The sequence below is a fragment of the Plantactinospora sp. WMMB334 genome (assembly GCF_049179095.1).
Lineage (GTDB): Bacteria > Actinomycetota > Actinomycetes > Mycobacteriales > Micromonosporaceae > Plantactinospora.
Genome location: NZ_JBMHME010000002.1, coordinates 4,439,706 through 4,455,678, shown reverse-complemented (window position 1 = coordinate 4,455,678; position 15,973 = coordinate 4,439,706). Strand labels below are relative to the sequence as shown.

The following is a 15,973-nucleotide window of genomic DNA, read 5'->3' as shown; positions in this document are numbered from 1 at the left end:
CGGCCCGGTCAGCGATGACGGCGGCGCAGCCAGGCGTCCTCGGCGAGGTAGTCGAAGTAGTCGGTGCGGTAGTTCCGGGCCAGGTCGGGGAAGACGACCCGCCAGTCCCGCCCCCGTGCGGCGTCCACCAGCCACCGCACGGTCTCCGGCAGGGAGTCGAGATAGCCGGTCACCGGGCGGTAGCCGAGCTGGCGCTGCGCCAGTCCCGTGTCGAGCACCACCGGATGCCGGGTCGACCACGGCGTCTCGCCGACCGGCGGCACCGGGGAGGGGCCGTCGATCAGCACGTCCTCCGCGTCGTGGTCGAGCACGGCGTGCACGGCGGCCCCGATCTCCCGTACGGTCGGCGGCTCGGGATCACCGGCGTTGAGCACCCGGGCTCCCGGCTCCCGGGCGGCGAGCCGGATCAGCTCGGCCAGGTTGGCGGTGGAGACCGGGTGGAACCGGCTCTCCCCCCGGTACGACAGCACCCGTACCGGCCGGCGGTCCAGCGCGCGTTTGACGAAGTGCCACTCGCGCGGGTGCACGGTGTGTGCCCCGTGGATCGCACCCGCCCGCAGTACGGTGGTCGGCAGCACCGCCCCGGCGGCCAGCAGCTCGCGTTCGAGGGCGGCCTTGCCGGCGGCGTAGCCGTCCTCGCCCCGGCGGCCGGCCCGGCCCTTCTCCTCCCGGCCCTTCTCGTCCGTGCCCCGCTTGTCCGGGCCGTCGTCGCCGGGCGCGTGGGTGTCCGGGCCGAGTGGCGCGACGGTCGGCTGGGTCTCGGCGATCGGCACCGGGAACCGGACCCCCTCGGCACCGAACCCCCGCCCCGCGTCGTCCAGGTAGACGGCGGCGCTGGAGACCACCACCGCCGAGCCGATCCGGTCGGCGAGCCGGAGCAGTTGGCGGGCGTGCCGGGCGTCGAAGGCGACCGTGTCGACGAGGACGTCGCAACCGTCGCCGACCGCGGCGGCCAGCCCGGCGTCGTCCTCGCGGTCCAGCGACACCAGCTCGACGTTCCACCCCGGCGGCCAGGGAGCCCCGGCCCGCAGGCCACGGGCGGCGGCCCGGACGTGCCAGCCATCGGCGACCAGGGCGCGGACGGCAGCCCGGCCGACCTGGCCGGTGGCGCCGACGACCAGGGCGAGCTTCTCCATGCCCTCACGCTAGGTCCGCCGGGCAGACCGGGGCGGGCGCTTCCGCTATCAGCCGAAGCACGCGTCGCGGGCGGTCGGGGGTCAGCGCCGTAGCTGGCTCGTGATGGTGGGATCGGTGATCTCGGTGTCCTTCGCCAGCATGAGCGCCTTGCTGAGGATGACGGCGAGCACCCGGTCTCCCTCGAACGGGAGGAAGACGCCACCGGTCGAGGAGCCGGCCGACTGCCTGGGCACGATGCAGAGGTATTGGTCGTTCGGGCTCATCAGGATGTTGCCCGAACCGAGGTGGATCTTGTAGGTGCGCAGGTCGCCCCGGACCACGAGGAACCGGCCCTCGACCGTGGCCCGGTCGGCGACGGCCAGCCGGGGGACGAGGCGCCCGAGGATGTCCCGGCGGGTCTGCGCGGTGCCGCTGAGCTCGCCGAAGCTGTAGGAGGCCCAGTATTCCCGGAACCGCCCTTCGGGACCGCCGTCCTGCCAGGTCGGGTCGTTGCCGACGCTGGCGACGCCGACGAAGAGGTCCACGTCCCGGAGCACCTCGCTGAGGACCAGCGGTGGGATCTCGGCCAGCGGCAGCGGCTCGGTCGGCGGTGCGTCCTGGTGCACCCACTGCTCGTAACCGCCGCCACCGGCGTGCGCGTAGTTCTCCGGCGCGCCGATCGGATAGAACCGGACCTGGTCGGTCGCGATCCGCAGGTACGCCCCGGATTCGGTGACGTCGGCGTCCCAGTCGTCGCCGACGCCCTCGATCCAGAACTCGGCGCGCAGCCCCCACTGCGGCAGCTCGCGGGTGGCCGGCTCGTAGGAGTCGTCGACCATCATCCGCAGCCTGTTGCGCCAGCCCCGGGCCGAGGTCAGCGCGTGGAACTGGTGCTGGCGCAGGACGTGCGCCGCGTACCGGTTGGAGTAGACCCGGGTGTTCTCCTCGGCGGCGGTCAGCAGGTAGACCTCGCGGTGCGCCTGCTTGAACGGCTGGGTCACCCGCCTGGTCTCCAGCCAGCCGCGCCACGCGACCACCTCGTCGATCTCACGGCCGATCGGGTGCCAGAGCCGCACCGTCCCGCCGGCCGTGATCTCCGCGCCGTCGTGCGTCCGCAGCGCGTCGTCGTGGTAGCCGCAGGGCACGTCGTCGACGAGCCAGATCAGCCGGCGGGCCAGCGTGCCGACCAGGGGATGGTCGAGGTAGCGGGCCCGCCACGCCTCGAACGGCCAGACCCGGGCGGCGAGGAACTGGCGGTCGAGGCGCTCCGCCTGGGCCGAGAGCATCTTCTCGACGTCCTTGACGGCGGCCTTGAACTCGGCGAGCTGCTCGGGGTGTCCGGAGCGCACCGAGGCGGGGACCGACCTGACGACCCTGCCGCCGGCGTTGCGCCAGGTGACGGTGACCGTGCCGGAGGTGGCGTCGAGGGTTGCCGAGGCGTCGCCGAAGTGGTCGACCCGCCTGCCCACCTCGGTCAGCCCGTACGCCGGGACGGCCAGCTCCTCGACCTCGTCGCGGGTCAGGCCCAGCGCCGCCGCCCGGGCGTCGAGTGCCGCGGTCACCTCCTTGAGCGTGCCCTTGTAGGTGACCCGGGCGGCGAGCCGGGCGATCTGGGCGAGGGCGTCCTCGGTCGGGATGCGCGACAGCGCGTGGACGCCGGCGTTGGCGACCTTGGGGTTGCGCGGGCCGAGGCCCGCGACCTTGCGCAGCGACGTCTCGACGAGCGCGCCGAGCAGGCGGGGCGTCTCGGGATGGTCGGGCAGGAAGGCGGCCAGCCAGACCAGCCCGCGCAGCGGCGTGCTGTTGAACTGGTCGAACGCCTCGTTGACGTCGTACTCCCACTGGGTGCGGTTGAGGCGGATGGTGCGCGGGCGCCCGACCAGCGCGAGCCAGCTCCGCAGCCGGTCACCGGGGTCGGTCAGCTCGGCGAGCAGCCTGCGGCCGGTCGCCTCCCACTTCGGCGCCGGTCTGGCGCTCGTCGCGGTCGCCGCGTGCCGGAGCAGCGCCAGCCATCGACCGGCCTCCTCGGGGGCGAGCGACGCGACGTCGGCCAGGGCCCGGTCGGCCCACGCCTCGCCCGGGTTGAGCGGCGGAGCGTCGAGCCGGTCCAGCAGGGGTGTGAGCTGGCCGGGCGAGTCCCAGTAGCCGTGCACGGCGGTGCGGCGCATCATGGCCACGACCTCGGGCGGCAGCGGCCGGGCGGCGTCGAGCAGGAGCTCGGCCATATGCCGCTGCTCGGCGCCGCCGAAGTAGCTGGTGTGCCGGGCGGCGAAGGCGAGCGCGACCGCGGCCGAGTCGGCCGTCGTGGCCCTGCCGTAGGGCTTGACCAGGATCTTCAGCAGGTCGTTGGTGACCCGGCGCTGCTCGGTGTCGGTGACCCGGCAGCAGCGTTCGAGGATCGCCATCAGCAGCCCGGGCCGGTGCTCGGGCGCGACAAGATCGAGCGCGTCGGTCACCTCCCGGCTCTCGCGGCCCCAGTCGCCGGTGTAGCCGGCCGTGTATGCCAGCACCTCGTCGGCGAGGGCCTCGACGTCACCGCTGTGGGCGAGCCCTGCCAGCCGCTCGGCCTGGCCGGGCGGGAGTGTCGACGTCGGCATCAGCCACCGACCAGCGGCACGAGCTTGAGAAAGGTGATCTCGGTGCCGAGGGTCAGCTCGACGGGCGCATCCAGCTCCTCGACCTGACGGTCGTCGACGAGGACGACGAAACCGTTGCGGGAGAAGGCATCCAGGGCGCGGGCCGCCTGCTCCTCCGGGTCGACCCGGCGCGGCTGGCGGAGCTTGAAGCCGTTGAGCGTCCGCTCGGTGTCGGTCGGCTGCACCAGCCCACGGAAGACGTCGCCGCCCTTGGCGTTGTGCTCGGCGACCTCCTGGAAGACACGGCGACGGATCACCTCCCGCAGCGGCAGGCGCTCCTCGAAGATCTCCAGGTGCCACGCGGAACTGCGCTCACCCGACGTCGTCTCGTCGACGAAACTCACCATCGCCATGACGCCGGAGTCTAGAGAGGACCCCCGACAACCGGCTGCCGACGGGACGTGGCGTCACCGGGGGAGTGCGACGTTGTCCGCAGGACAGATTGTGCAATAGCTCTTGCACAACTGCTGTTGCGGATGGCACGCTGGCCGCATGACGAGAGAGGTTCGCCAGGTCACCGACTCCCGGGTCCTGGCCGCGATGTCCCATCCGCTGCGCCGCCGGCTGATGGACGTGCTCAAGGTCTACGGCCCGGCCACGGTCAGCAGCCTGGCCGAGCGGAGCGGGCAGGCCGTGGCGAACGTCAGCCACCACCTCAGGGTCCTCGCCGCCGCCGACCTGGTGCGGGAGGCCCCGGAGCTGGCCCGGGACCGCCGGGAGCGGTGGTGGCGGCTGGTCTCGGCCGGGCTGCGCTGGTCCAGTGCCGACTTCGCCGACGACCCGGCGGCGCAGGCCGTGCAGCAGGCCGCCGCCTCGCTCAACCTCGACCGCCAGGTCGGCCTGGTCCGCGACTGGCATGCCGCGGGTGACGACGAGCGCGCGGCCTGGGACGGGGCGCCGTTCTCGACCGACCGCTGGCTGCGGCTCACCCCGGCGGAACTGGCCGACCTCGAGACCGAGCTGCTCGCCCTGCTGTCGCGTTGGGGCGACCGCGAGCCGCCGGAGGACGGGCAGCGTCGCGACCCCGTCTTCTTCTTCGCCCACGGCGTCCCGGCACGGCCGTGACCGGGCAGCGGCGCCGATCCGACCAGGCCGGCCCGGGGGCTGTCCCGGGGCCGGCGGGCCGTGCGGGAGTGCGGATGAGACTGCACCGGCACCGGGACTTCAGGCTGCTCTGGCTCGGCCAGGCCGGCAGCAGTTTCGGCGCCAGCGTCACCAGCGTCGCGCTGCCGCTGACGGCGGTCGCCGTCCTCGGCGCCGGCACCTTCCAGGTGGCGCTGCTGACCGCCGCCGCCTGGCTGCCCTGGCTGCTGGTCGGGCTTCCGGCCGGCGCCTGGGTGGACCGGCTGCCCCGCCGGCCGGTGATGGTCACCTGCGACCTGGTCGCCGCGGCGCTCTTCCTCAGCGTGCCGGTGGCCGGCTGGCTCGGCCTGCTGACCGTCGGGCACCTGCTGGCCGTCGCGCTGGCCGGTGGCACGGTCAGCGTCTTCTTCAAGACCGCCTACCAGGTCTACCTGCCACCCTGCTGGCCCGGCAGGACCTGCCGGAGGGGAACGCGAAACTATCCCTACCTGCGGGTGCTCACCGTCTTCGGCGCCGTCAGCAACCTCGGTCTGATCGGATACCAGTCGATCCTGGTCGTCTTCCTGGTCCGCGAGGTCGGGATCGGTCCGGGCGCCGTCGGCGGCCTGATCGCCCTGATGAGCCTCGGCGGAGTGCTCGGCGCCACGGCCGCCACCCCGCTGTCCCGGCGTCTCGGCAGTGCCCGGGCGCTGCTGTTCTGCGAGATCGGGGCCGCACCGTTCGGGCTGCTGGTCCCGCTGACCGCACCGGGCGCCCGGCTCGCCCTGCCGGTCGTGGCCGGCGTGGCGATCGGCGCCGGGGTGGTCGTCGGCAACGTGCTCAAGGGCGGCTTCCGCCAGGCGTACGTGCCACACCCGCTGCTCGGCAGGGTCGTCGTGACCATGCAGGTGGTCAACTACGGCACCATCCCGCTCGGCGCCGTGCTCGGCGGCGCCCTCGGTACGGCGCTCGGCCTCCGCCCGGCGATGTGGGTGATCACCAGCGGTCTGGCACTGACCGGGCTGATCCTGCTGGTCGGTCCGTTGCGCGGACGCCGTGACCTGCCCGAGTCGTACGATGCGGCGGCGCCGCCCCCTCCGGCACGGTCCGGCCTCGTCAGTGCGGCTGGACGTTAGCCGCCTGCGGCCCCTTTTCGCTCTGGGTGACGTCGAAGTCGACCTTCTGCCCCTCGTTGAGTTCCCGGAAGCCCGAGGTCGCGATGGCGGAGTAGTGGACGAAGACGTCCGGCCCCCCGCCGTCCTGCTCGATGAAGCCGAAGCCCTTTTCCGAGTTGAACCACTTGACGGTTCCGCTTGCCATGGGTGTCTCCTTACGGCACGCCCGGTGCGCGGCGCACCCCCTGTACGTCACCGACAGTAGCCTCCCGGGATACCCGGTGCGGGCGGAAGTCGGGAGTAGTGCGAACCTCCGGCCCACCCGGGGTGGGACGGCGGGGTACACCGAGCGGCGGAGTCACCCCTAGACCGTCTCAGGGTCCACGGCGGCCCTTACCAGGGCTCGCCCCGGATGTCCGGGTCGCTGCCGGCCCGTACCGTTCCTGACGTGGCGGACTGGCTGGCGCAGGTGGGGGAGTTGCCGTCGGGAATCTTCCTGGCGGTGCTCGGTGCGGTCATGCTGCTCGACGCGATTCCGCTCTTCGGGGTGCTGGTGCCCGGCGACGTCGCGGTGCTCGCCGCGGTGGGGGTCGGTCGGCCGGCCAGCGTGAGTGCTCTCCTGGCGGTGATCGGCGGCTGCCTCGGCGGCTGGTCGCTCACCTTCTTCGCCGGCCGGCGGTTCGGCGCCCGACTGCGGCGCAGCCGCGCCGGGGCGTGGATCGGGGAGGCACGCTGGTCGGCCGCCGAGCGGATCCTCGGCAGCGGCGGGGGCCGGATGGTGATGGTGGCACCCTTCCTGCCGGTGCTGAACGCGCTGCTGCCGCTCGCCGCCGGTGGGCTGCGGATGCCGTACCGCCGGTTCCTGGGCTTCGCGGTGGTCGGCGCGGTGGCCTGGGCCGGGCTCTACATGCTGCTCGGCGTCCTGGGCCGCTCCGTCGGCGGGCTCCTGCCGGGCGAGTCCCTCCCCATGCTGGGCACCGTGGGCTTCGGGATGATCTTCGGTGGGCTCGTGCTGCTGGGCGTGCGCCGCCGACTCGCCTCGACGATCCGGGGCTGACCGGGCGGGTTCCGGCGGTCGGGGGGTGACCGGGTGACGCCGGCCGGGCGAGGGCGACCGGCCGGCGTCACCCCGGGCCCGGCCCGGGCCGGGCCGCCCGGCTGGCATACTGGCCTGCCATGGTGTTGTCGCGGCGCTGGTCGGTGTTCCTGATCCTGGTCGGCGTCTGGACCTGGGCGATCTGGCCCCGGTTCGCCGTCGCGATCTGGAACGACGCGCGAGCCTGGTCGACCGGGGAGATCGGCCAGGGCAGCCCGACGAGCTTCCTGTGGGTGCACGCGCTGCTGATCGTGGGCTCCCTGGCGATCGGCACCGCGGTCGCCCTGCTCGGCGTACGCGGCTGGCGCGCCGCCCGGCGCGACCGACCCTGAGCCCCGTAGGGGGTGGGTGCCGGCCGGCGCCCCCCGTCAGTGTCCGATCATCGCCGGCCGGCGAGTCGTGGGCCCCGGTGTCGAACCGGGCACACCGCCATCATGAGTGGCGGCCGAGCAGCCAACGCCCGCGCCCACGGCATCCACGGTGGATAGCATCGGGCCGGCGCCCCCGGCTGGGATCGAACCAGCGGCCTCGGCGCTCGGAACGCCGCGCTCTCTCCGCTGAGCTACGAGGGCAGGTGCGCGTCCCCGGACTCGAACCAGGCATGCCGAAGCAACGGTTTTACGGACCGCCGGGCGACCAGCCGCCCACGACGCGCGAGGTGATGGACGGGATTCGAACCCGATCACGCATTGCTGTGTGGTGCTCCCCAGCATCGAGCCAGCGGCGCGGACGTGTGGCGGACCCCCGGGGTATGCCCTGCCCCGGGGGTCCTGGAGGTCCACCCGTTCACACGCCAGCGGCGTTTAAGACCCACGATCAGTCTGCGGTCGACGTGCTTTGCCATTAAGCGACCGCCGCAGGAGAGCGGCAGACTGGACTCGAACCAGCATCTCGTCGAGATTGTCGGGGTCGGTAGGTCTGGCGATGGGTGGGGGTGCTGAGCCTGGAGCGATAGTCTCAGCCTGCCTGGTGCCGGTCTGCCTCTGCCCGTTGGGCTACCTCGGCCCGCAGTGCCGAGGGGAGGACTCGAACCTCCACTGGAACCGTCACCATGTTGAGCCTGACGAATCAGCCTCAGTCTCGGCGCGTCGCGCGCCACCCCCCGCTCCACGGGGGTGTCTGGAAGACTACCTGGACAGGTAGTCGATCATGTCCTAGCCGAAGAGGTAGCCGAAGACGTCGTCGCCGACAGTGCGGTCTTCGACGGTGGTGCTGTTCGCCTCCTCGCGGGCCACCTTCACCGCCTCCAGCAGCTTGTCGACCCGGCCGCGCAGCACTTTGACCCGCTCGGCCGGCAGGGCGCCGGAGAGCTTCACCGTGGTCCAGGTGCCCACCGGCACGTCTTCGGTGTAGACCTCGACCTGCGCCGGGTGCTTCTCGGTCGCCTCGGCCTTCACGTGGTTGCGGTGCACCTTGCGCATCTTCTGGGTCTGGCTCGGCGTACTCGCGTAGCAGGCGCGGTCGGCGTCGTACTCCCACTTCTCGGCCGCGTCCAGGGTGGCCAGCGCGTCGACGAAGGTGCGTAGGTCGACGAGCTGCTTCTCCAGGAAGAGCAGGTAGGTGACGGGTGCCTGCCGGATCAGGGTGCGACCGTCGACCACCACGTCCGCACCGGCGCCTGCGTTGCCGGTGTCCTGGAGGAACTGGAGGTCGAAGAGCCGCCCCATGGTGGCGGCGACGTCGTCCAGGACCTCCTGGACGGTGTACTGCACCCGGGTCGACTCCGGCGGCAACTGCTCGCGGATGTCGTCGGCGAACGGCTGGTAGGTCCGGGAGATGCCGGAGAGCGGAGGCGCCTTCTGGGTACGCCGGTGCGCGTCCGTGAGTTCCCGCTTGGCCTGCGGCTTGAAGCCCTGCACCAACGCGTTGATCTTGTGCAGTTCGGTCGGGTTCGGCACCATGGTCCTTTCGGTCTGGTCGCGCAGACGATAGCGGTCGTCGCCGGGTGGGGCGACCCTGTCGTACCCCTGGGAGGATTCGAACCTCCGCTCGACACGGCTTCGTAGGCCGCCGCTCTGTCCGCTGAGCTACAAGGGCTCACCATTCTTCGAAACCCGCGCCGCCGACGCGGGGAACGTACCCGGAGCAGGAGTCGAACCTGCAACACACCGGTTCTGAGCCGGCGGCCTCTGCCGTTGGGCTACCCGGGCATCTGTCATGCGTGGAGTGACGCGGGATCGAACCGCGCACGCGCAGCTTGCAAGGCAACGCTGTGCACCAGCACCCACCCCGGAAGTGCCCTCGGCGCGACTCGAACGCGCACGATGACCAGGCTCTCGACCTGGTGCCTCTACCAATTGGGCCACGAGGGCGTCGCGCTCCCGGACAAGGATTCGAACCTCGATTTTCTGATCCAGAGTCAGGCGTCCTGCCGTTGGACGATCCGGGAATGATGGCGACCGGCGGGGAAGAGCGGCTACCGGGATTTGAACCCGGGACCTCCACCATGGCAAGGTGGCGCGCTGCCAACTGCGCTACAGCCGCGTGGAAAACGTAGACCGTGCCGGAATCGAACCGGCCTTCTCCAGGTTGAGAGCCTGGCGAGATAACCACTACTCCAACGGTCCGAGGCCGGGGGTGGCGGTGCCCCCGATCGTCCGGGACCCGAGAATCGAACTCGGTGTCTCCTGTTCCCAAAACAGGCGGGTCAGCCGTCTCCCTCGCCCCGGATCCGCCCGCCCGGCGCGCGAAAAGGCCGCCCGCCGGGCATCGACAAATGCTATCCACAGTGGAGTTTTCAACGTGGTGCCGGTCCCGCCGGCCGAGGTCGGGGGAGAAGCAAGGGACGACCGGAGACGCGTGGGTCAGAAAGGAACGCATGAAAAGAAACGCCGCCCGGTCCCGATTTGGGAGGGCGGCGTGGACGCGAATGGAGTCGCGTTACGTCCGCCAGCCGCCCAGCTCGGCACGTTCGCCGCCACGGTGGACGGAGCACCCGGGCATGGCGTGGCCCGTCGGGGCGTAGGGCCATAGCCGCCACGCTCGCGATGGGGACTGCCACAACATCGGATGCTCCCTGTCGATTCGGTGTCGCTTTGTCGATCGTGTCGCCTTGTCGATCGCTGTGACAACTACGGTAGGGGTCGCCCCCGGCCCGGAGCAACATCTTTTTCCGTTTCCCCGCACCCCTACCGGATCGGCGGCGGGAATTCGGCGTTCGCCGGGGCGATGGCGCGGCTCAGGAGGCCCGTTCGACCAGGCGGCCCACGGCGGCGGCGACCGCATCGGGTGCCTGGGCCTGGGGGTGGTGGCCCACGTCGGGGACCATGACCACCTCGGCGCCCAGTTGCTCGCCGATCCAGTGGGCCTCGGCGGCCGGGTCCTTCCAGTCCACGTCGGCGGTGCCCATCACCACCACCGTCGGGGCGGAGACCTCGGGCAGCCGGCGGCGGGCCGGCTCGTGCGAGGTGCGGGTGGTCCGCACGAAGGCCCGCCAGTGCCCGGGGCGGTGCAGGTTGTCGCGGACCCGGGCCAGGTGCTCGGCGTACCCCTCGGGCTTGGTGCCGGGCACCCACTTCGGGTAGTAGCCGAGGAAGGCCGCCGGGCCCCAGGGCTTGAGGAGCATGAGCCGGAAGAGCAGGCCCAGCAGGGCGGCGCCGGCGGGCTGCCGGACGAAGGGAGCGAGCAGGGCGAGCCCGCGTACCTTGGCCGGGGCGTCGGCGGCGGCGATCACGGCGGCACCGGACCCCATCGAGTTCCCCACGAGGAACGCCGGCCCGCCGAGTTCGTCGACGAGCGCCAGCAGATCGCTGGCGAGGGCGACATCGTCGTACGCGGAAAAGGTCGGGTCGCTGTCGCCGTGCCCCCGGATGTCCATGACCGCCACCCGGTAGCCCGCCTCGACCAGTTTCGGCACCAGCAGCCGGTACGACTGGCGCAGCTCACCCATCCCGGGTGTGCAGATCACCAGGGGACCGGCGCCGTCCCACAGCTCGTACGCGATGTGCCCCTCGGGCCGGCGGAGATGGTGGACGTTAGTCATAGCCTAAAAGCTACATCCATTAGCCAACCGTGCCAAGCAACCCGGGGCGCGCCGACCTGCCGGAGCGCCCCGGGAGCGTCGGGTTCACCAGCCCCGGGCGCGCCACTCCGGCAGCGACGGGCGCTCGGCGCCGAGGGTGCTGTCCCGGCCGTGCCCCGGATAGAACCAGGTCTCGTCGGGCAGCCGGTCGAAGAGCTTCCGCTCCACATCGTTGATCAGGGAATCGAACCGCACCGGATCCCGCTCGGTGTTGCCGACGCCGCCGGGAAAGAGCGAGTCGCCGGTGAAGAGGTGGGTCCCGTCGGCCCCGTCCCGGTAGAGCAGCGCGACCGAGCCCGGAGTGTGCCCGACGATGTGGATCACCTCGAGTTCCCGGTCGCCGACCGGGATCCGGCCGCCGTCGGCGAGCGGCTCGGAGGGGATAGGCAGCCCGTCCGCGTCCGCCTCGTGCACCAGGGACCGGGCTCCGGTGGCGGCGACCACCTCCTCCAGCGCCACCCAGTGATCCATGTGCCGGTGGGTGGTGACCACCGCCGCCAAGCCGCCGTCACCGACCAGTTCCAGCAGCCGGGGCGCCTCGTTGGCGGCGTCGATCAGCACCTGCTCGCCGGTGGTGGTGCAGCGCAGCAGGTACGCGTTGTTGTCCATCGGGCCGACCGAGAGCTTGCTGACGGTCAGGCCGTTCAGCTCGCGTACGTCGGGTGGGCCGTCGGAGACGACGTTTCCGGTGTAGCTCATTCTTCGGTTGCCTCCGGTCGGGTCGGGGAGCTCACATCCAGGGCGGCGGCGCGGGTAGCGGTCCGGCGGGAGTGACCGCCAGACCGGCCCCGGTGCTCCGGCCGGTCAGCCAGCCGGCCAGTTCGTGTGCCGGGCCGGCGACGGTGCGCGGCTCCGGCCCGGCGACGCCGCCAGGTTCCGGGTCGCCGCCGGACGACTTACCCTCGTTGCCGTTGCCGTTGCCGAGGATCAGGGGCTGCCCGGACTCCGTCGGGTGCAGGGTCAGGGCGAGCGGCTCGGCGCGGTGGGCCAGGTCGTGGGCCACCTCGTGCAGCAGCCGCTGGGCGAACGCGTCCGGCCAGTCGGCGGACCGGTAACCGGCGGCGAGATCCACGTGGTGTATCTCCACCTCGCGCAGCCGGCGCCAGGTCAGGATGGCCGCCGGCAGGTGTCCGCGGAAGGTCCGGACCTCGGCCGCCCAGGCCGCCGCCGGCAACGCCCGGGCGGCCTCGGCGAACCGCTCCGCGCTAACCCGCAGGTCGGCGAGCTGGTCGGCGGCCGGCCGCGGTGCGCCGGCCGCGATGTCCGCGTCCCGGGCCGTCGGGCTCGGGTACTGCGGGATGTCCTCGCCGGTACGCGCCGAGGTCAGCAGGTTGACCATGCTGTCGGCATTGCGGGCGAGGTGGCTGAGCACGTGTCCCCGGGTCCAGCCGGGCAGCAGGGATGGCTCGCCGATCGCCGCGTCGTCGAGCCCGTCGACGGTCCGCAGCAGCCGGTCCGTCGCCCGGTCGACCTCGGGCAGCAACGCGAGCGGGTCGAGTGTCACGGCTTACGACGATAGCGGTCGTCGACCGGACGGACCCGGACGCCTCGGCCGGACGAGCCGGCCCGGAATTGGCTTTCGGTGTGGTCCCGTCAGCACCTACCGTCGAGATCGCAGCCGCAAGCCGTGAGGAGGTGGGAGACATGCCGGTCGCAGTGCCTGGGGCCACCGTTTCCACTTCGGGAACGCACCGCTGATTCCGCTCCTGGGATCCACCGCTGATCCCGCTTCTGGAATCCACCTCCGATTCCGCTCCTGGAATCCCCCTCCTACGACAAGAGTTGGCATGAGCTTCGATCTCGCGTCCCTCGGCTGGGACGCCTCGCTGGCCGCGGCGTATCCGGACCGCGGCGACGACCTCCGGCCGGGCCGGGTGGTCCGGGCCGACCGGGGAATCTGTACGGTGCTCGGCGCCCACGGCACGCTCCGGGCCAGCCTCGGCGGCGGGGTGCTGGTCGCGGCCTCCCGGGACGCCGTCGAGCTGCCCTGCGCCGGCGACTGGGTGCTGGTCCGGAACTGGCCGGACCAGCGGTTGACCGTGGAGACGGTGCTGCCCAGGCGTACCGCGATCGTGCGGCGTACCGCCGACAAGGACTCGACCGGGCAGGTGCTGGCGGCCAACGCGGACGCGGTGGCGGTGATCGAGCCGCTGCATCCGGCGCCGGACGTGGGCCGGATCGAGCGGCTGCTCGCGCTGGCCTGGGAGTCCGGCGCGACCCCGCTGGTGGTGCTCACCAAGTGCGACCTGGTCGCCGATCCGGCGGCGGTGGCCGCCGACCTCGCCCGGGCGGCACCCGGGGTCGAGGTGCTGCCGGTGAGCGCCCAGCGCGGGACGGGGCTGGACCGGCTGCGGCCGTGCGTCGCCGCCGGCCGTACGCTGGCGTTGCTCGGGCCCTCCGGTGCCGGCAAGTCGACCCTGGTGAACGCCCTGGCCGGCGCGACGGTGATGACCACGCAGGGCGTGCGCGGCGTGGACGGCAAGGGCCGGCACACCACCACGCACCGGCAACTGATCCCGATCCCGGGTGGGGGTGCGGTGCTGGACACCCCGGGGGTGCGGGCGGTCGGCCTGCTCGACGCGGCGGCCGGGTTGGACAGGGCCTTCGCCGACGTGGCGGAACTCGTCGCGGCCTGCCGGTTCGCCGACTGCGGGCACCGGGGCGAGCCGGGCTGCACGGTCGAGGCGGCGTTGCAGGCAGGCGAGCTGAGCCCGCGCCGCTGGGAGAGTTGGCAGAAACTCCAGCGGGAGGTCGCCTACGAGACGCGCCGCCGGGACGCCCGGCTGGCGGCGGAGGAGCGGCACAAATGGAAGCGGATTCGCAAGGAGCAGCGGAGCCGGGGCAGCGGCCGGAACCAGTGATCCGCTAGTTCAGACATGCTGCGGAATGCTGTACGGCACGACCGTTGCCGTCGTCACATCACCGGCCGTTGGTGCCGGCGTGGCGCACTCGGTCACGGTGAGTGCGTCCGTCTCGATCTTATGCCGCAGGGCGAAATCACACTCAGGCTCACTACGGGCAGAGCGGCCCCGCTGCCCGGTCGGTCGGGGCAGCGGGGCCGCTGGTGCTGTGGTTGCGGGGTGTCAGGGGTGCCGGCTGACCGTGCCGACGAAGGCGCGCCAGGCGTCCGGGGCGAAGGTGAGGGTTCCGCCGTCGCGGTCCTTGGTGTCGCGGACCAGCACCCGGCCGGGAAGGTTGTCGGCCACCTCCACGCAGTTGCCCTGGTTGCTGCTGCTACGGCTGGACTTGTGCCAGTTCGGTTCAGTCATGATCGTTGATCGCTTTCATGATGAGATCTCTTGACTGCTGGACGGGTAGGGCAAGACCGGTCACGATCTCCCACGCCAACTCTAGACGGTCCAGATCCGCCCTCTCCGTGACAACCCGGCCCCGCAACTGGTCGTCGGCGTAAGCGGCCCGCCCTCGACCGGCAAGGGTGGCGAGCACGAATGCCCCGGCCAGGCCGGCATGGATGCCGGCCGACGACGGTAGGACCAGGATCTGCACGTGGGGAAGGTGGCTCGCGTCGAGCAGGTGTTGAAGCTGCTCCTTGAGGACATCGGGCGGCCCGCACCTCAGCGCGGCCTCGCCGATGACGGCGGACAACATCGGCGGATCCTCCGGCCGGCCGACGGTCGCGGCCTGGCGGTCCCGCCGGACCTGGATCGTGTTCTCGGTGGCCTTCTCGGACAGTCGGCCACCCGCGCAGACCAGGCGGGTGTATGCCTCCGTCTGGAGGAGCCCCGGGATGAGGTTTGGCTCCCACGTCCTGAGCAGGGTTGCCTGGCGCTCATGCTCGGTCCACGGGCGCAGCCAGGTGGGGCGCGCGTCGTCCCGGGCCGCAGCGGTGGCCCGCTGGATCTCGTCACCGGTCCCGAACAGGTCGTCAAGGGCCTGTGCCGTGTCGTCCTGCGGGATGAGGCGGCCGGTCTCGATCTGGGCGATCAACGATCCACTCACCTTGATCGCCGCGCCGCACTTCTGTTGCGTCATCCGGTGCTTGGCCCGCTGTTCTCGGAGGATTTTCCGTAGGTCGTTCACTTAGTACTCCTGACTAAGGATCAACGAATCTTTTCCCCTTTTACTCGCCGCCGTCAATCTTCCGCTAATGGGGGATTCCCGTCCAGGGTGGATTTCAAAGGTTCCGCCGACGGGAGGCAAGATGAGACACTTTCGCGAAATGGCGCTCCAACACCGCCGGGCATGGTGGCGGCTCTGGCTCTATTGCCGGTGCGGCCACCGGTGGATCTGCCCGGACTCGATGCTGCTGGTCCCGCAGCCCTACCTTCCATCCGCGCCGCTGGTGCACCGGGACTGCTGGGACACCCCTCGCTCGGCCGAGCTGACCGAGGAGGAGGCGGCCGAGATCCGTGCCCTGTCGGACGCCACACCGCCGTCACCGCCGTCACCGTCACCGCCGTCACCGGCGCGGGTCCGGAATCGGCGGCCCGGGTGGGACGCGCCGACCCGCTCGCAGTTGAGCAACGGTCGGCCGGGCACCCTGACCCCGGCGCAGCAGCACCGCGCCCGGCGTGGTGAGCGGGTGTGAGCGGTGATCGGGCCGTGGGTGCGCTGGGAGCGGCACATGGCACGACGGCGTGCGGCAGCGGCTCGGGCGCCGGGTGCACCGGGTGAACACGCACCGGACGAGCGGTACGGGTGTCGGGCGTGCGAGCACCCGTGGCCGTGCGCGGACGCCCGGGTGCGGTTGCTGAAGAGTTTCGGGGGTGACCGCACGGCTCTGCTGATGTATCTCGGCGTGCATCTCACCCGCGCCCTGCAGGCACTGCCCGAGACACACCCCGCACTGATCGTGGGGCAGATCGTCCACTGGGTGCCCCGACGGCGCCATTGACCAACTGTCCGTCCGCCCCGCTGCGAGGTACGGGACACCTCGCCGGCAGACCGGCCCGCCCTGGACCCTCTT

The 15,973-nt window shown here is 72.0% G+C and carries 17 protein-coding genes and 10 tRNA genes; 7 read left to right on the top strand and 20 right to left on the bottom strand.

Annotated features, from left to right (window positions below):
- Positions 1-8: 8 nt before the first annotated feature.
- From ACN27G_RS19160 to ACN27G_RS19150, 3 genes are all read right to left on the bottom strand, one after another.
- Positions 9-1,136, bottom strand: a complete 1,128-nt coding sequence (locus ACN27G_RS19160) for an NAD-dependent epimerase/dehydratase family protein (protein WP_421494155.1) — start codon at positions 1,134-1,136, stop codon at positions 9-11.
- A gap of 81 nt (positions 1,137-1,217) precedes the next feature.
- Positions 1,218-3,713 (bottom strand): DUF4132 domain-containing protein, encoded by a 2,496-nt coding sequence (locus ACN27G_RS19155; RefSeq protein ID WP_421494154.1) that lies wholly within the window; start codon positions 3,711-3,713, stop codon positions 1,218-1,220.
- Complete coding sequence (locus tag ACN27G_RS19150; RefSeq protein ID WP_421494153.1) at positions 3,713-4,105, bottom strand: hypothetical protein; 393 nt, start codon at positions 4,103-4,105, stop codon at positions 3,713-3,715. The genes ACN27G_RS19155 and ACN27G_RS19150 overlap by 1 nt, the downstream gene beginning before the upstream one ends.
- Positions 4,106-4,244: 139 nt before the next feature.
- Between ACN27G_RS19150 and ACN27G_RS19145 the strand changes: the two genes are divergently transcribed.
- A complete protein-coding gene (locus ACN27G_RS19145) occupies positions 4,245-4,817 on the top strand; it encodes an ArsR/SmtB family transcription factor (protein WP_421494152.1) in 573 nt (190 codons plus the stop codon).
- 74 nt (positions 4,818-4,891) lie between these two features.
- On the top strand, positions 4,892-5,950 hold the full coding sequence (locus ACN27G_RS19140; protein WP_421494151.1) for an MFS transporter: 1,059 nt from the start codon (positions 4,892-4,894) through the stop codon (positions 5,948-5,950).
- Here the strand turns inward: ACN27G_RS19140 and ACN27G_RS19135 are convergent.
- Positions 5,931-6,134 (bottom strand): cold-shock protein, encoded by a 204-nt coding sequence (locus ACN27G_RS19135; protein ID WP_421494150.1) that lies wholly within the window; start codon positions 6,132-6,134, stop codon positions 5,931-5,933. The genes ACN27G_RS19140 and ACN27G_RS19135 overlap by 20 nt on opposite strands.
- 243 nt (positions 6,135-6,377) lie before the next feature.
- Between ACN27G_RS19135 and ACN27G_RS19130 the strand changes: the two genes are divergently transcribed.
- Together ACN27G_RS19130 and ACN27G_RS19125 are read left to right on the top strand one after the other, a co-directional pair.
- Positions 6,378-6,986, top strand: a complete 609-nt coding sequence (locus ACN27G_RS19130; RefSeq protein ID WP_421494149.1) for a DedA family protein — start codon at positions 6,378-6,380, stop codon at positions 6,984-6,986.
- A 119-nt stretch (positions 6,987-7,105) separates the two neighbouring features.
- Complete coding sequence (locus ACN27G_RS19125) at positions 7,106-7,357, top strand: SCO4848 family membrane protein (RefSeq protein WP_421494148.1); 252 nt, start codon at positions 7,106-7,108, stop codon at positions 7,355-7,357.
- A 167-nt stretch (positions 7,358-7,524) separates the two neighbouring features.
- Here the strand turns inward: ACN27G_RS19125 and ACN27G_RS19120 are convergent.
- The 14 genes from ACN27G_RS19120 to ACN27G_RS19055 all read right to left on the bottom strand — a co-directional run bounded on the left by ACN27G_RS19120 (position 7,525) and on the right by ACN27G_RS19055 (position 12,550).
- A tRNA-Arg gene (locus ACN27G_RS19120) sits at positions 7,525-7,597 on the bottom strand.
- Positions 7,598-7,600: 3 nt separating this feature from the next.
- Positions 7,601-7,680 (bottom strand) — tRNA-Tyr (locus tag ACN27G_RS19115).
- A 499-nt stretch (positions 7,681-8,179) separates the two neighbouring features.
- A complete protein-coding gene (locus ACN27G_RS19110; RefSeq protein WP_421494147.1) occupies positions 8,180-8,923 on the bottom strand; it encodes a hypothetical protein in 744 nt (247 codons plus the stop codon).
- Positions 8,924-8,987: 64 nt separating this feature from the next.
- Positions 8,988-9,062: transfer RNA gene (locus ACN27G_RS19105), tRNA-Arg, on the bottom strand.
- Between the two features lie 40 nt (positions 9,063-9,102).
- Positions 9,103-9,175 (bottom strand) — tRNA-Leu (locus ACN27G_RS19100).
- A 12-nt stretch (positions 9,176-9,187) separates the two neighbouring features.
- Positions 9,188-9,256 (bottom strand) — tRNA-Ala (locus ACN27G_RS19095).
- A gap of 5 nt (positions 9,257-9,261) precedes the next feature.
- Positions 9,262-9,337, bottom strand: a tRNA-Leu gene (locus ACN27G_RS19090).
- Between the two features lie 6 nt (positions 9,338-9,343).
- Positions 9,344-9,414 (bottom strand) — tRNA-Gln (locus ACN27G_RS19085).
- A 22-nt stretch (positions 9,415-9,436) separates the two neighbouring features.
- A tRNA-Gly gene (locus tag ACN27G_RS19080) sits at positions 9,437-9,509 on the bottom strand.
- A 10-nt stretch (positions 9,510-9,519) separates the two neighbouring features.
- Positions 9,520-9,592, bottom strand: a tRNA-Glu gene (locus ACN27G_RS19075).
- A gap of 29 nt (positions 9,593-9,621) precedes the next feature.
- Positions 9,622-9,694: transfer RNA gene (locus ACN27G_RS19070), tRNA-Pro, on the bottom strand.
- Between the two features lie 509 nt (positions 9,695-10,203).
- Positions 10,204-11,007: an alpha/beta fold hydrolase gene (locus tag ACN27G_RS19065; protein ID WP_421494146.1), complete on the bottom strand. Its 804-nt coding sequence runs from the start codon at positions 11,005-11,007 to the stop codon at positions 10,204-10,206.
- Positions 11,008-11,091: 84 nt separating this feature from the next.
- Positions 11,092-11,745 carry an MBL fold metallo-hydrolase gene (locus tag ACN27G_RS19060; RefSeq protein WP_421494145.1) on the bottom strand — a complete coding sequence of 218 codons (654 nt, stop codon included), beginning with the start codon at positions 11,743-11,745 and terminating at the stop codon, positions 11,092-11,094.
- Between the two features lie 31 nt (positions 11,746-11,776).
- On the bottom strand, positions 11,777-12,550 hold the full coding sequence (locus ACN27G_RS19055; RefSeq protein WP_421494144.1) for a maleylpyruvate isomerase family mycothiol-dependent enzyme: 774 nt from the start codon (positions 12,548-12,550) through the stop codon (positions 11,777-11,779).
- Positions 12,551-12,833: 283 nt separating this feature from the next.
- Here ACN27G_RS19055 and rsgA point away from each other — a divergent pair, with 283 nt between their 5' ends.
- The gene (rsgA, locus tag ACN27G_RS19050) at positions 12,834-13,907 is read left to right on the top strand and encodes a ribosome small subunit-dependent GTPase A (RefSeq protein ID WP_421494143.1); all 1,074 of its coding nucleotides are present in this window, start codon (positions 12,834-12,836) and stop codon (positions 13,905-13,907) included.
- 222 nt (positions 13,908-14,129) lie between these two features.
- On the opposite strand, the gene ACN27G_RS19045 is transcribed toward rsgA, so the two are convergent.
- Both ACN27G_RS19045 and ACN27G_RS19040 read right to left on the bottom strand, forming a co-directional pair.
- Complete coding sequence (locus tag ACN27G_RS19045) at positions 14,130-14,315, bottom strand: DUF397 domain-containing protein (RefSeq protein ID WP_421494142.1); 186 nt, start codon at positions 14,313-14,315, stop codon at positions 14,130-14,132.
- Complete coding sequence (locus tag ACN27G_RS19040) at positions 14,308-15,087, bottom strand: helix-turn-helix domain-containing protein (protein ID WP_421494141.1); 780 nt, start codon at positions 15,085-15,087, stop codon at positions 14,308-14,310. The genes ACN27G_RS19045 and ACN27G_RS19040 overlap by 8 nt, the downstream gene beginning before the upstream one ends.
- 121 nt (positions 15,088-15,208) lie before the next feature.
- Here ACN27G_RS19040 and ACN27G_RS19035 point away from each other — a divergent pair, with 121 nt between their 5' ends.
- Both ACN27G_RS19035 and ACN27G_RS19030 read left to right on the top strand, forming a co-directional pair.
- On the top strand, positions 15,209-15,595 hold the full coding sequence (locus ACN27G_RS19035; protein ID WP_421494140.1) for a hypothetical protein: 387 nt from the start codon (positions 15,209-15,211) through the stop codon (positions 15,593-15,595).
- Between the two features lie 153 nt (positions 15,596-15,748).
- Positions 15,749-15,901 carry a hypothetical protein gene (locus ACN27G_RS19030; protein ID WP_421494139.1) on the top strand — a complete coding sequence of 51 codons (153 nt, stop codon included), beginning with the start codon at positions 15,749-15,751 and terminating at the stop codon, positions 15,899-15,901.
- The last annotated feature ends 72 nt before the right edge of the window (positions 15,902-15,973 follow it).